This window comes from Leifsonia sp. KNZ13-11D, from assembly GCF_056754895.1.
Map to the genome: position 1 here is coordinate 3,158,553 of NZ_JBPGWU010000001.1, position 16,692 is coordinate 3,175,244.

Here is a 16,692-nt window from a genome sequence, read left to right on the forward strand (position 1 = left end):
AACGAGCGGTCCGCTCGCGCGCAGGTCGTGCGCGTAGCTGTAGGCCTTCGGGCCGATGCCGCCCTCCTGGGGCGGAGAGCCACCCTGCGCACCCGGGCGTGCTGCGTCTCGGCGTGTCGCGGACAAGCGGCGCGGGTCATCTCACGGACAGCTGCGCCAGAGGGCAGCCGCCACCCGTCCACGATGTGCCACCCACGATTGCGCGTGCGCGATGTGCACGCGTCTGCTCGGCTTCGCCACCTCTCTTGACATGCAGCCATTCGGCTGCATATGGTGTGTCATGCAGCCGAAAGGCTGCATATTTCGGAAGATGGCAGACATGGACGACGACGTATTCAGGGCCCTCGCCGACCCCAGCCGGCGGCAACTCCTCGACGACCTCAGGCAGCGTGACGGTCAGACCCTGCGCGAGCTGAGCGCAGGCCTGTCGATGGCACGCCAGTCGGTCAGCAAGCACCTCGCGGTGCTGGAGCAGGCCAACCTCGTCACCGCCGTGCGACGGGGAAGAGAGAAACTGCACCACCTCAACGTCGAGCCCATCAATGCCATCTCCGAACGCTGGATCCGCAAGTACGACCAACGGCGCATCGACGCCATCACTGAACTGAAGACCGCATTGGAGACGAGAAGAATGACTACCGACACCGGCACCGGCACTGACACCGGCACCGACTTCATCTACACCACTTACATCGAAGCCCCGGCGGAGCTCGTCTGGCGCGCCCTCACCGACCGGGCGTTCACCCGCCGGTACTGGGGCATGGAATTCGAGACGACGTGGGAGCCCGGCGAGCAGTTCGCGATCATCCACCCCGATCGCGGCATCCGGATCTCGGACGAGAAGATGATCATCCACGAGTACGAGCCGTTCACCCGGCTCTCCTATTCGTGGTCGGGCTACCCGAAGGACTTCACGGACTCGCTCGGGTACGATGACGCGTTCCGGACGGCTGCGGAGGCCGAACCGCGTTCCACCGTCACCTACGAGCTGGCGCCCAGCGGCGATCAGACCCGCCTCACCGTCACCCACTCCGGCTTCCGCCCGGGCAGCGTGGTGCTGCCCGACATCGAGCGAGGCTGGCCGATGGTGCTGTCCTGGCTGAAGACCTTCATCGAGTCCGGTCGCTGGCGCGAGGTCGCGTGACGCGTGCCGCGCGAGGCGGGGCGGCGCCCTCGATCGCCGCCCCGTTTCGCCGCCCCGCTTCAGCGAGCGGGAGGCACGGCGCGAAGATTCGCGAGCCCGAGAACCGCGGCGAAGGGCTTCACTAAGATGAGCTCGCCCGGGCGGTAGTCCGCCCCTGCGACCAGACGGCGCGCAAGATCCGGCCTCGACGTCCACAGATAGGCACGACCCTTCTCGGCATGCAGCGAGTTGGAGACGATCTTGATCGCGTCGGCCGACTGCATCAGGGGAATGGCGTTCTGGATGTTCTCCCACGTGGACGTGCTCGTCCGGTCGAGCTTCGAAAGCCCCGCATAGCCGAGCACGCGACGCGCGTACTCCTCCATCACGTCCGCTTCGGGCACGACATCGCCCACCGGACCACCGCAGAACACCAGCAGGCTCTCGCGTGCCGAGGGATCGATGGACCGGATCGCGGCCCGCACACGGTAGCGATTCAGATAGTTGGCCCGGCGCCCGCGGTTCTTGTAACCGAGAACGACGATCACCTCGGTCCCGCCTGACTCGGCGCTGTCGCCCAGTCGCCGGAGGCTTGCACGCCGATGAGCGAGCTCGCCGAACGCCAGAACGATCCCTGCGGCAGTCGCGGCCACAATGAAGCCGCGGGGGCGAATCGGCACGATCACAGCGTAAGCGGCGTCCCTGCGAGTCCGAGCCATCCGCACCCGGACGTCGCCGTGTGTCTCCGCCGACCCGCAGCGCCTTCTCAGGCGCGCCGGTGACCGAACCCGGCCACGGCCAGGGTGATGAGCGCGGCGAGCGCCGGCCCGATCGCCAGATCGATGTGCACGCAGGCGGCGCCGAGAAGCGCGCCCGCTCCGATCAGCACGACGGCGAGCGCTCGACGCGCCCACGGCTGCGCGAGGCGCGCCCCGAGCCACGAGTCCGCAGCCAGGCCCGTCAGCGTCGACGTGACGACGACCGTCGTGACGTCCTTCACCGCGAGATGGCGGGCGGCGCCTGCCTGGGCGCCCATCGCGGCCCCCAGAGCACCCGTGATCGTCCACTGGGCAAGCTCACCGACGTGCGCGCCGCTCAGCGGCACGACGGCGGCAGCCACGGCGGCCAGCACGATGCCGACCGCCGTGAAGACGCCCGTCGTCCGGCCGGTCCAGCCGGGATCCGCGCTCCGTAGCGTGCGGCCGGCCACCATCGCGCCGACGACGTAACCCGCGAGCGCGACCAGCGGGCCGACCACCGGCAGCCCGTCGGCACGGAGCAGCCCCATCCCGAGGATCACGACATTGCCGGTCATGTTGCCGGTGAAGACGCGGTCGAGGCCGAGGTATCCCGTCGCGTCGATGATGCCGGTCGAGAATGTGAGGGCGAGCATCAGGGCGACGCGGACGCCCTCCCCGGGCCGGCGACCGCGGATGCGGGCGCCGATGCGGTGCCCGCCGTCATCCGGCCGAGACCCCTACGCGGTCTCGGAGGTGCCGCGGGGCGATCACCGACCCGGATGCCGCCGCCTCGTAGAACGCGACGGTGGCGGCCAGGTTCTCCCAGGCGTCCTCGACACGCGCCAGCGCGCCCCCGCCGGTGGCGGCCGCGATGATGGCGTCGAGCCCCACCGTGTGGTCGGACGGCGACGTGAAGTGGTGCCAGCCGGACACAGGGCCCCCCGGCTCCAGCACCGAGACGAGCCCGGTGGAGGTGTCGAGGGCGATCGCGCCGTCCGTCCCGATGATGCTCGTGGTGATGCGCCAGCCGCCGGCGGGACCGCTCCACGTGTCCTCGACCGTGGCGATCGAGCCGCCCTCGAAGCGCAGGATCGCGTGCCCGTAATCCTCGACCGCCAGGTCGGGGTGCAGGAGGTTCGCCACCTGGCCGCTGACCTGCGTCACCTCCTCGCCGAGCAGCCAGCGCATCCGGTCGATCTGGTAGAGGCTGTGGTCGATCCAGCCGCCGCCGGGGGCGCGCTCCGGATCGGTCCACCAGCCGGAGCCCTCTGCACCCGGCCAGCCCTGCGGCAGCGAGCCGACGAGGGCGAACGAAGCGGAGGTGACCCGGCCGATGCGCCCGGAGGAGACCCACTGCTTCAGCAGCTGGTTCTGGTCGGCCGCGCGGGAGCGCGACTCGCCGGGAGTGAAGGTGACACCGGCCGCGTTCACGGCCGCGACGATGCGATCGGCCTCCTCCAGGGTGCGGGCCAGCGGCTTGACCGACACGATGTGCTTGCCGGCCGCTGCAGCGGCGATGCAGACCTCGGGGTTCTGGTCGACGCTCACGAAGCTGGCGATCACATCGATCGAGTCGTCCTCGATGACCTCCTGGAACGAGGTCGTCACGCGAGGCCCCCCGCTCTGCGCCGCCACTTCGTGCGCACGGTCGATGCTGAGGTCGGCGATGGCGACCAGCTCCGCCCGCGGGTCGGCTGCGACGGCCTTCGCGAGAGGGATCGCCGAGTACCAGTGGTCGAGTCCGACGAAGCCGAACCGCACCGTTTCTGACATGTTCTTCTCTTTTCTGCTGAGCTGTGGGTCGGGCAGGCGGCCTAGAACGTCGTCGAGAGCTCCACGACGCGACCTTCGCGCGCGGACTCGAAGACGGCGAGCATGATCTCCAGCGCGTGGCGTGCATGCTCCGCCGTGAGCACGGGCGTCGCGCCGTCCCGGACGACGTCCGCGAGGTGGTCGACGAGCAGCGCTCGCCGCAGCATCGCCCGGCGCGGGTCGGCGATCGCGGGCCACATCGTGGGTGCGATCCAGCCGTCGACGCCGGGAGCGAGCTCGGTGCGGTACACCTCCAGGTCGGGGCCGTCCTGCCGGTAGATCGCCATCGCGCCGGCGCGCCCGAACACCTCGACTTTGGGGCTGCGGGAGGCGTGGACGTTGAAGGTGCCGTCGATCACGGCGAAGGTCGAGTCGCCGAAGTCGAGCATGAAGAGGCAGTTGTCCGGTGTCGTCACCGGGATCTCGAGGCCGCCGAACGGACCGCCGCGCACGATCCGGGTCTGCTCGGTGATGCCGGCGAAGGCGGTGACGCGCTTGGCCGGTCCGAGCAGTCCGGTGATCTCGTGGATGCCGTAGACGCCCATGTCGAAGAGCGGACCGGACCCGTCCTGATAGAACCACGTCGGGTCGAAGGGCCAACCGTCCGGGCCGCCGCCCGGGCCGGCGTGCGAGCTGCGCACCCGGGCGAACGCGACCTTGCCCACCGATCCGTCCCGGATCATGCGCTGCGCCTCGACGTAGGGCGAGTACAGCATGTCGGGCGGGGCGCACAGCACCGTCAGCCCGCGCGCGTCCGCCGTCTCGATGATGGCGTCCGCCGCGGCGAGCGTGGTCGCGATGGGCTTCTCGACGACCACGTGCTTCCCCGCCTCGATGATGCGCATCGTCGTCTCGGCGTGCACCGGGATGGGCGTGAGGTTGACGACAGCGTCGATCGCGGAGCTCTCGAGCATCTCGTCGAGGGTCGCATACGACTCCGCGATGCCGAAGCGCTCGGCCGCCTCGGCGGCACGACCGGGGACGGGGTCGGCGATCGAGACGACCGTCGCCTTGTGGGCGATGTGATGGACGTTGGGCAGGACGCCCTCGGGGATCGTCGCGATTCCCCCGGCGCCGAGGACGCCGACGCGGAGCGGAGCGCGATCGGGGAGGGGTGCTGTCGAGTCGGTCACGAATGCATGCCTTTCGCTGGGGGATGCGGCAGTATCTGACTCGGTGCAGAGCAGAGGGGTGCCGGCGAATCGTGTGCTTCTCGGGCGGGGTCCGCCGGTGTCGTGGCCGGGCCCCGGCGCGCTCTTCTCAGCGAACAGCTCCCGGGATGTTTTAGGATTATTCATTAAGAGTCTTTAGTAGTCAAGGCTCGGCACGGTACCGTGGAGCGAGCCTCCTGACCGATCCGAGGCGCCGATGGGAAGTGATGAAGTGCGAAGTCTGATCGATCAGGGGGTGACGTCACCGGCGGTGGCGCCCTCTCTCTTGCGCTCGATGAATCAGCGCTTCGTGCTCGACTGGCTCTACCGGAACGGCCCGGCCAGCCGGCCGCAGATCTCCCGCGCCATCGGCCTCTCGCAGCCCACCGTGTTCGCCACCCTCGCGAATCTGGAGGATGTCGGGCTGGTCCGCACGCGCGGCCAATCGGAGGAGCAGGCAGGCCGCCCCGCCCTCATCTACGAGGCGGACGCGCGCGCGGGGCTGGTCGCCGCGATCGAGCTCGGGCAGGACTGGGTGCGCATCGCGATCGCCGACCTGCTCGGCACGATCATCGTGCGCACGGAGGCGAAGAACACCGCCCGCAGCGTCAAAGCGCTGATCACCGCGGTCGAGCGCCTGATGACGTCGGCGACGGCGCAAGCGCAGGTCGCCGACGCCGCCATCACGCACGCCGTCGTCGCGGCATGGGACGTCGGCGCCTCCGGCAGCGGCCAGCAGTCCGCCTCCGCGCCGCCCTGGCGCCGCCCGCAGCTGTTCGACGAACTGCAGGCCGCGCTCCCGATGCAGGTCACGATCGAACGGGAGGTCGATCTCGCGGCGCTGAGCGAGTCCACACTCGGCGCCGGGCGCGGCGCCGATCCCTTCGTCTACCTTCATGTCGGCACCGAGGTCGGCACGGCCCTGGTGACAGGCGGCCGGGTGTACCGGGGAGCCAACGGCGCCGCCGGAGAGATCGGGCGACTGGAGCTGACGGGCGGCTCCCCTGCCGGCGCGTCGCCGGAAGGCAGCGCGGGCGCCACGCTGGAGAGCGCCCTGATGGGGGCGGACGTGGTGGCGCACGCGCACGCTCTCGGACTGTCGGCGGTGACCGGCGTCGGTCAGGTGATCGAGCAGGCCCGTCGCGGCGACCAGACGGCCCGCCGGGTCGTCGCACGGCAGACCGAGGTTCTCGGACGTCTGCTCACCACGATCACGGCCTTCTTCGATCCGGAGCTCATCGTGGTCGGCGGCGGTATCGCCCAGCATCTCGACATGCTCGCCGTCGGCCTGGCAGAACGCCTCGACGGCGATCGTGCCCGCCCGCGCTTCGTGGCCGGCGCCCTCGGCGCGGATGCGATCGTCCGCGGCGCCGTGGTCCGCGGCGTGGAGATGGCACGGGAAGCGGTGTTCGCCGAGCGCATGTCGGCGGACGCCGGCGCGTAACCCGGGTTCCCGCGGCGGCCCGCTCCCGGCTGTCGTGTTTCTGGCGTGTGTCGGATCTGTGAAGTCTGATTTTGGCGCTTGACTTGTGAAAGAGTCTTAAAGAAGATTCTTGAACAACCTCAAAGCCCCAGGGAGTGACAATGAAGACAAACCGCTACATCGCAGCAGGCGTGGCCGCCGCTGTCGCCGCCGTCGCCCTCTCGGGCTGCTCGGGCGGGAGCGGCGGCGGCCAGAACTCGGGCGGCGACACGTCGCTCACCGTCTGGCTCATGCAGGACACACTGACCGACGCCTCCCAGAAGGCCATCGTCGACGGCTTCAAGAAGAAGACCGGAATCACGGCGAAGGTGGAGGTGCAGCAGTGGGACAACATCAACACCAAGCTCACCACCGCCCTCGCCACCGACACTCCACCCGACGTGGTGGAGATCGGCAACACCGACGTCCCGCTGTTCGCGGCCAATGGTGCGCTGCTCGATCTGACCTCCGACAAGAAGGACCTCGAGGGCGACAACACCTGGCTCAAGGGCCTCGAAGGGCCGGCGACCGTCGACGGCAAGCTCTACGCGGCCCCGTTCTACGCCGGCACGAGGGCGGTCATCTACAACAAGGACATCTGGGCGAAGGCGGGCATCACCGCCGCGCCCACGAGCTACGACGAGCTGACCGCCGACCTGGACAAGGTGCGGGCACAGAACCAGGCTCCGGACTTCAGCCCGATCTACCTCACCGGCACCTACTGGTACAACGCGCTGTCCTTCCTCTACGACGCCGGCGGAGCGCTCGCGAAGAAGTCCGGCGACACCTGGAAGGGCCAGCTCGAGACGGCGCAGTCCCAGCAGGGGCTCTCCGACTTCAAGGCCTTCCAGAACGCCTACTCCACCGAAGGCTCGCGCACAGCGCCGATGGCCACCCCCGATCCCAACGACGTGTTCGCCACCGGCAAGACGTCCGCGATCATGGGCAACGGCAACGCGCTGAAGACGATCCTGCAGGCGAACGCCGGCCTGGTCGGTCACGTCGGCAGTTTCCCCTTCCCGAGCAAGGCCGACCCCGGCAAGAACATGCCCAACTTCCTCGGCGGCTCCGACATCGGCATCGCGGCGAAGGCGCAGAACCAGAAGGCCGCTCTCCAGTTCGTGAAGTACATCACGAGCGCCGACATCCAGGCGAAGCAGGTCTCGGAGGCCTCGGGCCACATCCCGATCTCCGACCAGCTGATCGACACCGTCACCAGCACCCTGCCCGATGAGATGAAAGCCTTCTACCAGGGCGCGAAGCTCAGCATCTCGACGCCGGCCACCCCCGGCTGGGCCACCATCGAGTCCGACGCATCGGTGACGGACTTCTTCTCGCAGATCGCCTCGGGCAACAAGAGCGTCCCGCAGGCGGCAGCCGACTTCGACAAGCACCTCGACGCGGCGCTGAACGCGAAGTAGCAGCCGATGACCGTCGACACTTCGACGCAGGCGCGGCCCACCGTCGGCGAGCCGGGCTCGGTCGGGGGAACCCCCTGGCCGAGGCCCGGCCGCCGCGGCCGCGCCGCCCGTCGGCCGCGCAGCTGGGCCCCGCTCATCCTGCTGGCTCCGGCCGGCGCGGTGCTCGCGGTGGTGCTCGGATACCCGCTCGTCCGGCTCGTGGTCAACTCCTTCCAGGACTTCGGCCTGCGCGCGCTGTTCACCGGCGATACCGAGTGGATCGGTTTCGCCAACTACGCGGCCGTCTTCAGCGACGCGCAGTTCGGGCCGGTGCTGGTGCGGACGGCGATCTTCACGCTCTCCCTCGTCGTCGGCTGCCTCATCATCGGCATGGCGATGTCCCAGATGATGGTCCACCTGGGAAAGGGCGTGCGCACGGTCCTCAACTTCGTGCTCATCCTGGCGTGGGCCCTGCCGACCGTGAGCTCGACGCTCGTCTGGCAGTGGCTCTTCCAACCGGTCTACGGCGTCTTCAACTGGGTGATCACGCGGCTGGGCTGGTTCGGCGACTTCACGTCGCACAGCTGGACGGGGAACGCCGGCGACGCCTTCTTCATCGTCTGGCTGCTCATCGTGTGGCAGTCGGTCCCCTTCGTGGCGCTGACGCTGTACGCCGGCCAGTCGCAGATCCCGTCCGAGTACTACGAGGCCGCCCAGCTCGACGGCGCGACCGGCTGGAGGATCTACCGCTCGATCACGCTGCCCTTCCTCCGACCGGTGCTGTACCTGGTCGCGATCCTCCAGGTGATCTGGCACTTCAACACCTTCAACCAGCTCTGGATCCTCACCCAGGGCGGCCCCGACAGCGGCACCACCACGCTCAGCATCTGGTCGTTCCAGAAGGCCTTCGCCGCGAACTCGTTCGGGCAGGGGTCGGCGATCGCCGTCATCACGGCCATCCTGCTGGTGATCCTGACCGCCTTCTACATCCGACGACTCATCCGGACGGGAGAGATGGAATGACCGCGAACCTGGCGACGAGAGTCCCTGCGGCCGCAGGTCGTGGGCGACGACGCCCCAAGCACCCTGTCGCGCTGGCCCTGGCGATCGTGTGCATCGTCCTGTGGGCGTTCCCGATCTACTGGATGCTCAACACCTCGTTCAAGGAGCGGGACGCGATCACGACGACGACCCCGCAGTTCGTGCCGTCGCCGCCGAGCCTCGTCAACTACCTCGACGCGCTCACCAAGCCCGGCTTCCTCACGTCGCTCGGGAACAGCCTGGTCGTGTCGCTCGGCGTGGTCGTCGTCTCGATCGTCCTCGGGTTCCTCGCTGCGGCAGCGGTGTCCCGTTTCCGGTTCCTCGGCCGCCGCGCCATCCTCGTGAGCATCCTGGTCGTGCAGATGATCCCGGGAGGCGCGCTGCTGATCCCCCTCTTCCTCTCGTTCAAGAGTCTGGGCCTGCTGAACAGCTACTGGGGACTGGGGCTGGCGTACATCGCGAGCGTGCTCCCGTTCAGCATCTGGGTGCTGCGCGGCTTCTTCCTCAACCTCCCGATCGAGCTCGAGGAGGCGGCGAAGATCGACGGCGCGGGCACGACCCGGATCCTGTGGAGCATCTACTTCCCCCTGGTGCTGCCCGGGCTGATCTCCACCAGCGTCTTCGCCTTCATCAACGCGTGGAACGACTACATCACTGCTTACGTGATGCTCAAAGACCAGGCCAAGTACACGCTTCCGGTCTGGCTGGTCTCGTTCAGCACGAACGAGGGCACCGACTACGGCGGCCTCATCGCCGCCTCCGTCCTGTTCGCACTGCCGGTCGTCATCTTCTTCATGATCGTGCAGCGCAACCTGGTGTCCGGGATGTCCGCGGGCGCCGTGAAGGGCTGACGCCCGTGGAGGCCGGAGCGCGCGCAAGCGACCTCCGGCGGTGGCACCTGGCGGTCTGCGCCGTCTTCGCCGTCTCCGGGATGGGCGTCTCGACCTGGCTCTCCCGGATCCCGGAGGTGCACTCCGATCTCCACCTGTCGATCTTGGCGATGGGCCTGCTCTCGCTCGGCCTGTCCATCGGGTCGGTCACCGGCTTCACCGTCGCCGGGCAGGTCGCCGGGCGGATCGTACCCCGGACGGCCATGCTCGCCGCGCTGGCGACGGCGGCCGCCGGCAGCGCCGCCACGGCCCTCGGCGTAGCGACCGGGTCTCAGGCGGTGGTCGCCATCGGGCTCGCGGTGCTCGGGTTCGGCACCGGCGTCTGCAACGTCGCGATGAATGTGGATGCGGTGGCGATCGAGCGGGCGCGGGCGCGGCCGGTGCTGCCCTGGTTCCACGCGATGTTCAGCATCGGCGGGGTGATCGGCGCCGGGCTCGGCGCCGCAGCAGCAGCCGCGCGCTTCCCGGTGCCCGGGCACCTTCTGGCGGAGGGAATCTTCTCTGTGGCTGTCGCGGCCTGGGTGGTCCGCGGTGTTCCGGAGCCGGCGAGCGCCCTCCGGCCGCACGCGGACATCGCGCCCGTCCTCCCCGGGGATGGGGCGGCGACCGCCGCCCGCAGCGGCTGGCGGGATCGGCGCACCCTTCTCATCGGCGTCCTGGTCCTCGGCATGTCGTTCGCGAACGGCGCCGCGAACGACTGGATCGCGCTGGCGATGGTCTCTGGCCGCCACGCGACGACGACGCTGGCGGCGATCACCTTCTGGGTGTTCGTCGCGTCCACGACGACCACCCGGCTCGTGGGAACCGCCGTGCTCGCTCGCTGGGGCCGGGCGCCGGTCATGCGCTTCACCGCCGGACTCGCGGCCGCGGGTATCGCACTGTTCGTCTGCGCACCCTCTCCCGGGCTCGCGGTCGTCGGCGCGGTGCTGTGGGGGCTCGGCTCAGCGCTGGGCTTCCCGATCGGGATGTCGGCCGCCGGTGACGATGCGCGCACCGCGGCCCGGAACATCGGGGTCGTGGCCACGATCGGCTACGCGGCCTCGCTCGCGGGGCCTCCCCTGCTCGGGTTGACCGGGGACCGGCTGGGATTGCTGCCCGCGCTCGTCGCCCCGCTCCTCTTCGTCATCGCCGCCGGTGCGATCGCGGGCGTGGTGAGGCCGCCCGTTCCCGTCCGGCGGCGAAGTGATCGCCGTGCCGACGATCAGGCGACGGCGAGTTCGTAACGAGGCGAAGTCTCAGCGGGGCGCCAGCGGCCGCTCACCGCGACTGCCGAGGGGTGGATGCCGTCGGGACTCACGATGATATCCGCGACCGCGCCGGTCTGGATGACGCCCCGGTCGCGCCACCCGAGCATCCGCGCCGCGTTGGCCGCCGAGACGTTCGCCATCTGCAGCGGAGAGAGCGCCCCCCAGCTTCCCGCCCGCTCGGCGGCGTCGACGATGAACGCCGTCGAGCCGGCGAGCGTGTCGGTCTCGTGCAGGTACGCGGCTCCCGCGCGGACGTCGACCGTCCGGTCGACGAATGCGTACCGGCCGTCGGCGAGCCCTGCGGCGGCCATCGCGTCGGTGACGAGCACGACCCGCTCGCTCCCCGCCGACTCCAGGGTCAGCCGTACGGCATCCGGCGCCAGGTGGTGGCCGTCGGCGATCAGCTCGACCGTCACCCGCTTGTCCAACAGGGCGCGCGCCACCGGACCGGGCGCTCGGTGCGACAGGGCGGGCATGGCGTTGAAGAGGTGGGTGACGTGCCGCGCCCCCGCATCCACCGCCGCCTCGAAGACGACGGCGCTCGCATCGGTGTGGCCGATGCAGAAGACGAGTTCGTCGGCGTGGCGGCGGATCAGCTCCAGCGCACCGTCGAGCTCGGGGGCGATGGTCATGGCCAGCGCATGCCCGCCCGCCGCATCGATGAGTGCGCGGAACAGGGCCTCGTCCGGCTGCCGGAGGGCGGCGGCCGTCTGCGCCCCGCGGCGGTGCGGCGACAGGAACGGACCCTCGAAGTGGATGCCCCGGATATTGGGCGCGGTTCCGTCATCGATGGCCTGGGCGATCGCGTGAGCCGCGGCGAGCATGGTCTCCGGTGCGGTGGTCCCGATGGTGGCGAGGATGCTCGTCGTGCCGCGGGCAAGGTGGGCGGCCGCGGCACGGCGAACGTCGTGGACGTCGCCGGTGTAGAGCGCGCTGCCGCCCCCGCCGTGGCAGTGCACGTCGATGTAGCCGGGGAGCACCCATTGGCGCTCGACGTCCACGTAGTCGACCGGATCGCCGCCGCTGGGGAAGACAGGCGGCTCGCCAGGGCCGAGGCCCACGATCCGGTCTCCCTGCACGGCGATCCACCCGTTGTCGACGATGCGGTCGGACAGCACCAGCCGGCCGTTTGTGAGGACCCGGACGGTCATGATCAGACTCCTGCGATGAGGGGTTCGGGGGTGTGGCGGCGGAAGGCGTCGAGGATCTCGTCTCGCGCCGCTCCCACCGGTGACAACGGCGACGGCGAGGCGCCGAGGCCGACGTAGAGGCTGCTGAGCGCGTGCCCCATCGCGCCCAGGAGCCCGGCGTCGCCACCGAGCCGTGAACGCTCGATGCCGCTGGCCACCCCCACGCGCTGGTGCAGCCGCTCCTGCACGCGACGGAAGCTGTCGACACCGAAGGACTCGGAGAAACCGCCGGCGACCAGGATGGTCGCCGGCTCGTAGGCGAGGGCGACCACCCCGATGAGGTGCTCGAAGGCTTCCTGCGCCTGCGAGACCAGGCCGCCGTAGAGGTCCGGCCGGGCGAACACGTCTGCGGTCGAGTCGAGACTGTAGCCGAGGGTGCGGGCGTGGGCGGCGAGCCCGGCGCCCGAGAGGAGGTCGCGCATGCGCAGGTCGCTTCCCTGCAGCGGGAGCCGGCCGAATTCCCCGAGCAGCCCCTGCGCGCCGGAGAGCACCTCGCCGCGCATGGACACGGCGCCGCTGAGGCCCGTGCCGAGGATGAGGAGGACGGTGGTCTGGGTCGGGTCGACCGCGCCGTAGCGCAGCTCGCCGAGCAGAGCGAGGTTGGAGTCGTTGTCGATCTCGACGGGCGCGTCGACTTCCGCTCGCAGGGCGACCAGGAAGCCCGGCTCGCGGATCTGCGGGAGATTCACCGCACCTACCACCCGGCTCTTGTCTCCGGAGACGGCGGCTGCCAGCCCGACGGTCACGGCGCCGAGGGGGATCCCGTCGCCATGTTCGGCGACGAGCTCGTTCACGCGGTCGCCGAGCCAGATTCCGAAGCTCTGCGCATCCACATCGTGCAACGTGGGGAAGCGCTGCCGCATGATCGTACGGCCGAGCGCATCCGAGAGCACCAGCCGGCAGTTGGTGCCGCCGAGGTCGATACCGCACACCAGTGCGATGGAGTCGTTGAAGCGGACGCTTCCCGCGTTGCGGCCACGCCCCGCCCGGGTGATCGTCGGACCCTCCACCACGATCCGGGAGTCGAGCAGCTCGCTGACGACGCGGAAGACGGTCGCCTGACTGAGGCCGGTGGCCGCCACGATCTCCTGCCGGTCGGTCTCGCGGCCCGTGAGCAGTTGATCGAGCACGCTGCTCCGGTTCGAGCGTCGAACGGCGGTGGGGGAATCCATATTTCCTCTCAGGCTGAACTTTATTCGTTCTGAGAAGAATAGCGCCCCCTCCCCGCCGGTCCGCAAGGCCTCGGGCGAGACTTTTTTCGGGCGCATACCCCATCCTGCCGCGCGCTTTCGTCGTCAGCGCCCTCATTTCGATTCAGGGTGAGGGTTATTCCCGTCGTGGCGGCGACGGGCGCCGACTAGTGTCATCTTTCGTGACCACTGCCACGCCGTTGCTGCTCGGACCCAACCAGCCCCTCGACCGGCCGTACCGCGGGGGTGCGGGGATCGCGCGGTTCCGCGGGACACCGCAGCCCAGCCCGTTCACTCCCGAGGACTTCGTCGCGTCGACCACCGAGGTGTTCGCGGGGGGCGGGATCGGGCTGACGGTCCTTCCGGACGGCCGGACGCTGCGGGATGCGGTCGCCGACGATCCGATCCGCTTCCTCGGGGAGGACCACCTCGCGCGCTTCGGCGCCCGCACCATGCTGCTGGTCAAGCTCCTCGACACCGCCGAACGGCTGTTCGTCCACTACCACCCGGACGACGCGTTCGCGGCGCGCCACCTGGGCAGCGCGCTGGGCAAGACGGAGGCCTGGGCCGTGATCGAGGCGGCTCCCGGCGCCTACACGGCGCTCGGTTTCCGCCGCGGGGTGACGCCCGACGAGGTGCGGAACTGGTGGAGCGGCCAGGATGCGGACGCGATGCTCTCCGCGATGAACACCGTCCCGCTGGCGGCGGGCGACACGCTGCTGGTTCCGGCCGGGCTCGCGCACGCGATCGGCCCGGGAGTGACCCTCGTCGAGCTGCAGCAGCCGACGGACCTCTCCGTGCTGCTGGAGCGGCGGATGCTGTCCGAGCGGGAGGCGCTGCTGGGCCTCGACCTCGAGACCGCGATCGACGGGCTGGTCCGGGAGGCCACACCGGACGAGCGCATCTCGGCGCTGCGCCAGGGTCGAGGCGCGGAGACGCTGTTCCCGGCCGACGCCGACCCCTTCTTCTCCGCCGAGCGGATCCGGGTGACGGGATCGCGCGAGCTGGAGCCGTCCTTCTCGGTCGTCGTGGTCCTCGACGGCGCGGGGACGCTGCAGCCGGCCGACGGGCGCGCAAGCGCCGAGCCGCTTCGCGTCCGGAGAGGGTCGACCGTCCTCACCGCGCACGCGGACGGGCCCATCGGGCTCACCGGCGACCTCCACGTGATCCGCTGCCGGCCGCCGCGCTGACCCTGTCGGAGGCTGCGGCTAGCCTCGCCCCATGGAGACCGTCTGCGCGCTGTGCGAGCGGCCCGCGCATCCGGGCTCGTCCCTCCGGCTCTGCCTGACGCACCTGCTGGAGGCGCACGATCAGGTGGACGCGGAGTTCGGGGTGACCGATGTGCTGCCGTCGCCCTGCGCGTTCTGCGGTTCGCGGCTGGGGGTCCGCTATCCGTCCGGCTGGCTCTGTGCGGTCTGCGAGTGGCGGCTGGGCGAACCGCCGCCCGAGGACGCGACGACGGCGCGGGTGGATGTCGTCTACTACCTGCGCTTCCGCGACCGCATCAAGATCGGGACGACGGCCAATCCGGCGCAGCGGTTCGCCGCGCTCCCCCACGACGAGGTGCTCGCCTTCGAGCGGGGCGACCGTCTGCTCGAGCATCGGCGGCACGAGCAGTTCGCGCACCTTCGCATCCCGGGCACGGAGTGGTTCGAGACCGACGCGGCACTGCTCGACCACGTCGGCCGCGTGGCGGCCGGCGCGCCGGACCCGTGGATGCTCCTCGCCCGCTGGCGGAGCGAGGCGGCAGCCCTCCACGCCTGACGCGCCGGCCGACGGCGGCCGAAGGCCGACCCTTGGGTCGGCCCACGCCCGCCGACCTGGGCAGCCGGGGTCAGGCGACTTCGAGGGTCTCCGCGGGACGGAGGCGGTGGGGGTCGCCGTCGCCCTCCACCTTGGCGGCGAGACGGGCCATCTCGGCGGCCTCGCGGATCGCCCCCTCCGGGAGCAGGGAGAGCTCGCCGGCGGCCTCCACGTCCGCGGCGGCGGCGACTCCGACAGGCGCGTCGGCCTGGAGGCTGGCCGACCGGGCGCGCGATGCCCGCATGATCCCTGCGGCGACCACGGTCACCGCACCCGCGGCGAGCGCGAGCGCACCGGCGGTGGCGAACCCTTCGGTGTAGCCGCTCTCGGCGGGCAGGCCGTCCGGCGCGATAGCACCGGTCACCAGCGCCGTCATGACTGCCGCACCGACGGCGGAGCCCACGGTGCGCAGGTTGGCGTTCATGCCGCTGGCGATGCCGGTCTGGGTGGGCGGCACGCTCTGCACCACGACACTGGTGATGGCGGCGTAGATGAGCCCGAGGCCGATGCCGAAGACACCGGATGCGGCGGCGACCGACACGAGCGAGCCGTGGAGGAATGCCAGCGACAGGCTGGCAGCTCCCATGACGGTCGCGGACAGCACGATCTGGGCGCGGAAGCCGACCCAGCGGGCCAGCGGTCCGCTGAGGAACCCGGTCACGGCCATCGTCACGAGCATGGGGAGCATGAGCATCCCGGATCCGGCGACGGATGCGCCGAGCCCGTACCCGGTGGAGGCGGGCGTCTGCACGAAGCGGGGGAAGAAGGCGAAGACCGCGAACATCGAGGCTCCGATGAAGACGGCGGCCGCGTTCATGGACCACACACCCGGCTCCCGCATGAGGCGCATGTCCACCAGCGGGTTGCGGGAGCGGAGCTCGACGATCACCCACGCGGCGAGCAGCAGCGCGGCGGCGACGAAGAGGCCGACGACGGCCGGCGACGACCATCCCCACTGGGCGCCCGTGCTCAGCGGGAGCAAGAGGGCGATCAGCCAGCCGGACAGGAGCACGGCCGCCCACGGGTTGACGCGTCCGGTCGCGCGCGTCGGCGACTCCGGGATGAAGAGCAGTGCGAGCACGGCGGCGGCGCCGGTGAGGGCGACCGGGAGCAGGAACAGCCCGCGCCAGCTGAGCGCCGCGGCGAGCGGTCCCGCGAGCACGGTGCCGAGTCCGCTGCCGATGGCGATGATCGAGGCGATGGCGCCGATGGCGGACGGAAGTCGCCGCGCCGGGAACTCGTCGCGGATGATGCCGAAGGCGAGAGGGAACATCGCCCCGCCCAGGCCCTGGATGACGCGGCCGGCGATGACGCCGCCGATGGTGGGCGCCACGGCGGCGACTACGCTCCCGACGCCCACGGCGAGGAGGGCGAGGACGAGGATGCGTCGCTTGCCGACGAGGTCGCCCACCCGCCCGAGCAGCGGTGTGGCGACGGCCGCGGCGATGAGCCAGGCGGTCATGGTCCAGGTCACACCCGCGGTCGTGGTGTGCAGATCGGACTGGATGACGGGGAGGACGGGGACGACGAGCGATTGGAGCGTGGCGAACGAGCCGACGCTGAGCGCCAGGATGGCGAAGGTGAGGCCGGGGTGGGATCGAGACATGTCGGGGGTTTCCGTTTCTCGAGAAGATGCCCGGAAA

General features: G+C 70.5%; 15 protein-coding genes. 8 read left to right on the top strand and 7 right to left on the bottom strand.

The window, feature by feature from the left end:
* Positions 1–319: 319 nt before the first annotated feature.
* Positions 320–1,144: an ArsR/SmtB family transcription factor gene (locus ACR9Y5_RS15460; RefSeq protein WP_481298772.1), complete on the top strand. Its 825-nt coding sequence runs from the start codon at positions 320–322 to the stop codon at positions 1,142–1,144.
* A gap of 59 nt (positions 1,145–1,203) precedes the next feature.
* On the opposite strand, the gene ACR9Y5_RS15465 is transcribed toward ACR9Y5_RS15460, so the two are convergent.
* The 4 genes from ACR9Y5_RS15465 to ACR9Y5_RS15480 form a co-directional block, all read right to left on the bottom strand.
* A complete protein-coding gene (locus tag ACR9Y5_RS15465) occupies positions 1,204–1,809 on the bottom strand; it encodes a YdcF family protein (RefSeq protein WP_481298773.1) in 606 nt (201 codons plus the stop codon).
* 80 nt (positions 1,810–1,889) lie between these two features.
* The gene (locus ACR9Y5_RS15470) at positions 1,890–2,516 is read right to left on the bottom strand and encodes a YoaK family protein (RefSeq protein ID WP_481298774.1); all 627 of its coding nucleotides are present in this window, start codon (positions 2,514–2,516) and stop codon (positions 1,890–1,892) included.
* A gap of 67 nt (positions 2,517–2,583) precedes the next feature.
* A complete protein-coding gene (locus ACR9Y5_RS15475) occupies positions 2,584–3,636 on the bottom strand; it encodes a Gfo/Idh/MocA family protein (RefSeq protein ID WP_481298775.1) in 1,053 nt (350 codons plus the stop codon).
* 41 nt (positions 3,637–3,677) lie between these two features.
* Positions 3,678–4,808 carry a Gfo/Idh/MocA family protein gene (locus ACR9Y5_RS15480; protein ID WP_481298776.1) on the bottom strand — a complete coding sequence of 377 codons (1,131 nt, stop codon included), beginning with the start codon at positions 4,806–4,808 and terminating at the stop codon, positions 3,678–3,680.
* A gap of 313 nt (positions 4,809–5,121) precedes the next feature.
* On the opposite strand from ACR9Y5_RS15480, the gene ACR9Y5_RS15485 reads away from it, so the two are divergent.
* The 5 genes from ACR9Y5_RS15485 (at position 5,122) to ACR9Y5_RS15505 (ending at position 10,842) form a co-directional block, all read left to right on the top strand.
* Positions 5,122–6,270, top strand: a complete 1,149-nt coding sequence (locus ACR9Y5_RS15485) for an ROK family protein (protein WP_481298777.1) — start codon at positions 5,122–5,124, stop codon at positions 6,268–6,270.
* Between the two features lie 140 nt (positions 6,271–6,410).
* Positions 6,411–7,709: an extracellular solute-binding protein gene (locus ACR9Y5_RS15490; RefSeq protein ID WP_481298778.1), complete on the top strand. Its 1,299-nt coding sequence runs from the start codon at positions 6,411–6,413 to the stop codon at positions 7,707–7,709.
* 6 nt (positions 7,710–7,715) lie between these two features.
* Positions 7,716–8,711, top strand: a complete 996-nt coding sequence (locus ACR9Y5_RS15495) for a carbohydrate ABC transporter permease (protein ID WP_481298779.1) — start codon at positions 7,716–7,718, stop codon at positions 8,709–8,711.
* Positions 8,708–9,580 carry a carbohydrate ABC transporter permease gene (locus ACR9Y5_RS15500; RefSeq protein WP_481298780.1) on the top strand — a complete coding sequence of 291 codons (873 nt, stop codon included), beginning with the start codon at positions 8,708–8,710 and terminating at the stop codon, positions 9,578–9,580. Before ACR9Y5_RS15495 ends, ACR9Y5_RS15500 begins: the two co-directional genes overlap by 4 nt.
* Before the next feature lie 5 nt (positions 9,581–9,585).
* A complete protein-coding gene (locus ACR9Y5_RS15505) occupies positions 9,586–10,842 on the top strand; it encodes an MFS transporter (protein ID WP_481298781.1) in 1,257 nt (418 codons plus the stop codon).
* Here ACR9Y5_RS15505 and nagA read toward each other — a convergent pair.
* On the bottom strand, positions 10,821–12,017 hold the full coding sequence (gene nagA / locus ACR9Y5_RS15510; RefSeq protein WP_481298782.1) for an N-acetylglucosamine-6-phosphate deacetylase: 1,197 nt from the start codon (positions 12,015–12,017) through the stop codon (positions 10,821–10,823). The two genes, ACR9Y5_RS15505 and nagA, sit on opposite strands and share 22 nt — an antisense overlap.
* A gap of 2 nt (positions 12,018–12,019) precedes the next feature.
* Positions 12,020–13,186 (bottom strand): ROK family protein, encoded by a 1,167-nt coding sequence (locus tag ACR9Y5_RS15515; protein ID WP_481298783.1) that lies wholly within the window; start codon positions 13,184–13,186, stop codon positions 12,020–12,022.
* Between the two features lie 242 nt (positions 13,187–13,428).
* On the opposite strand from ACR9Y5_RS15515, the gene ACR9Y5_RS15520 reads away from it, so the two are divergent.
* Together ACR9Y5_RS15520 and ACR9Y5_RS15525 are read left to right on the top strand one after the other, a co-directional pair.
* Positions 13,429–14,436, top strand: a complete 1,008-nt coding sequence (locus tag ACR9Y5_RS15520; protein WP_481298784.1) for a class I mannose-6-phosphate isomerase — start codon at positions 13,429–13,431, stop codon at positions 14,434–14,436.
* A 31-nt stretch (positions 14,437–14,467) separates the two neighbouring features.
* Positions 14,468–15,010: a GIY-YIG nuclease family protein gene (locus tag ACR9Y5_RS15525; RefSeq protein WP_481298785.1), complete on the top strand. Its 543-nt coding sequence runs from the start codon at positions 14,468–14,470 to the stop codon at positions 15,008–15,010.
* Between the two features lie 70 nt (positions 15,011–15,080).
* On the opposite strand, the gene ACR9Y5_RS15530 is transcribed toward ACR9Y5_RS15525, so the two are convergent.
* The gene (locus ACR9Y5_RS15530) at positions 15,081–16,655 is read right to left on the bottom strand and encodes an MFS transporter (RefSeq protein ID WP_481298786.1); all 1,575 of its coding nucleotides are present in this window, start codon (positions 16,653–16,655) and stop codon (positions 15,081–15,083) included.
* Positions 16,656–16,692 lie beyond the last annotated feature (37 nt).

Coding starts and splice junctions, on each gene's coding strand:
- ACR9Y5_RS15460 (WP_481298772.1), top strand. CDS start 320: ATGGACGACGACGTATTCAGGGCCCTCGCCGACCCCAGCCGGCGGCAA.
- ACR9Y5_RS15495 (WP_481298779.1), top strand. CDS start 7,716: ATGACCGTCGACACTTCGACGCAGGCGCGGCCCACCGTCGGCGAGCCG.
- ACR9Y5_RS15475 (WP_481298775.1), bottom strand. CDS start 3,636: ATGTCAGAAACGGTGCGGTTCGGCTTCGTCGGACTCGACCACTGGTAC.
- ACR9Y5_RS15470 (WP_481298774.1), bottom strand. CDS start 2,516: ATGCTCGCCCTCACATTCTCGACCGGCATCATCGACGCGACGGGATAC.
- nagA (WP_481298782.1), bottom strand. CDS start 12,017: ATGACCGTCCGGGTCCTCACAAACGGCCGGCTGGTGCTGTCCGACCGC.
- ACR9Y5_RS15485 (WP_481298777.1), top strand. CDS start 5,122: ATGAATCAGCGCTTCGTGCTCGACTGGCTCTACCGGAACGGCCCGGCC.
- ACR9Y5_RS15500 (WP_481298780.1), top strand. CDS start 8,708: ATGACCGCGAACCTGGCGACGAGAGTCCCTGCGGCCGCAGGTCGTGGG.
- ACR9Y5_RS15490 (WP_481298778.1), top strand. CDS start 6,411: ATGAAGACAAACCGCTACATCGCAGCAGGCGTGGCCGCCGCTGTCGCC.
- ACR9Y5_RS15525 (WP_481298785.1), top strand. CDS start 14,468: ATGGAGACCGTCTGCGCGCTGTGCGAGCGGCCCGCGCATCCGGGCTCG.
- ACR9Y5_RS15530 (WP_481298786.1), bottom strand. CDS start 16,655: ATGTCTCGATCCCACCCCGGCCTCACCTTCGCCATCCTGGCGCTCAGC.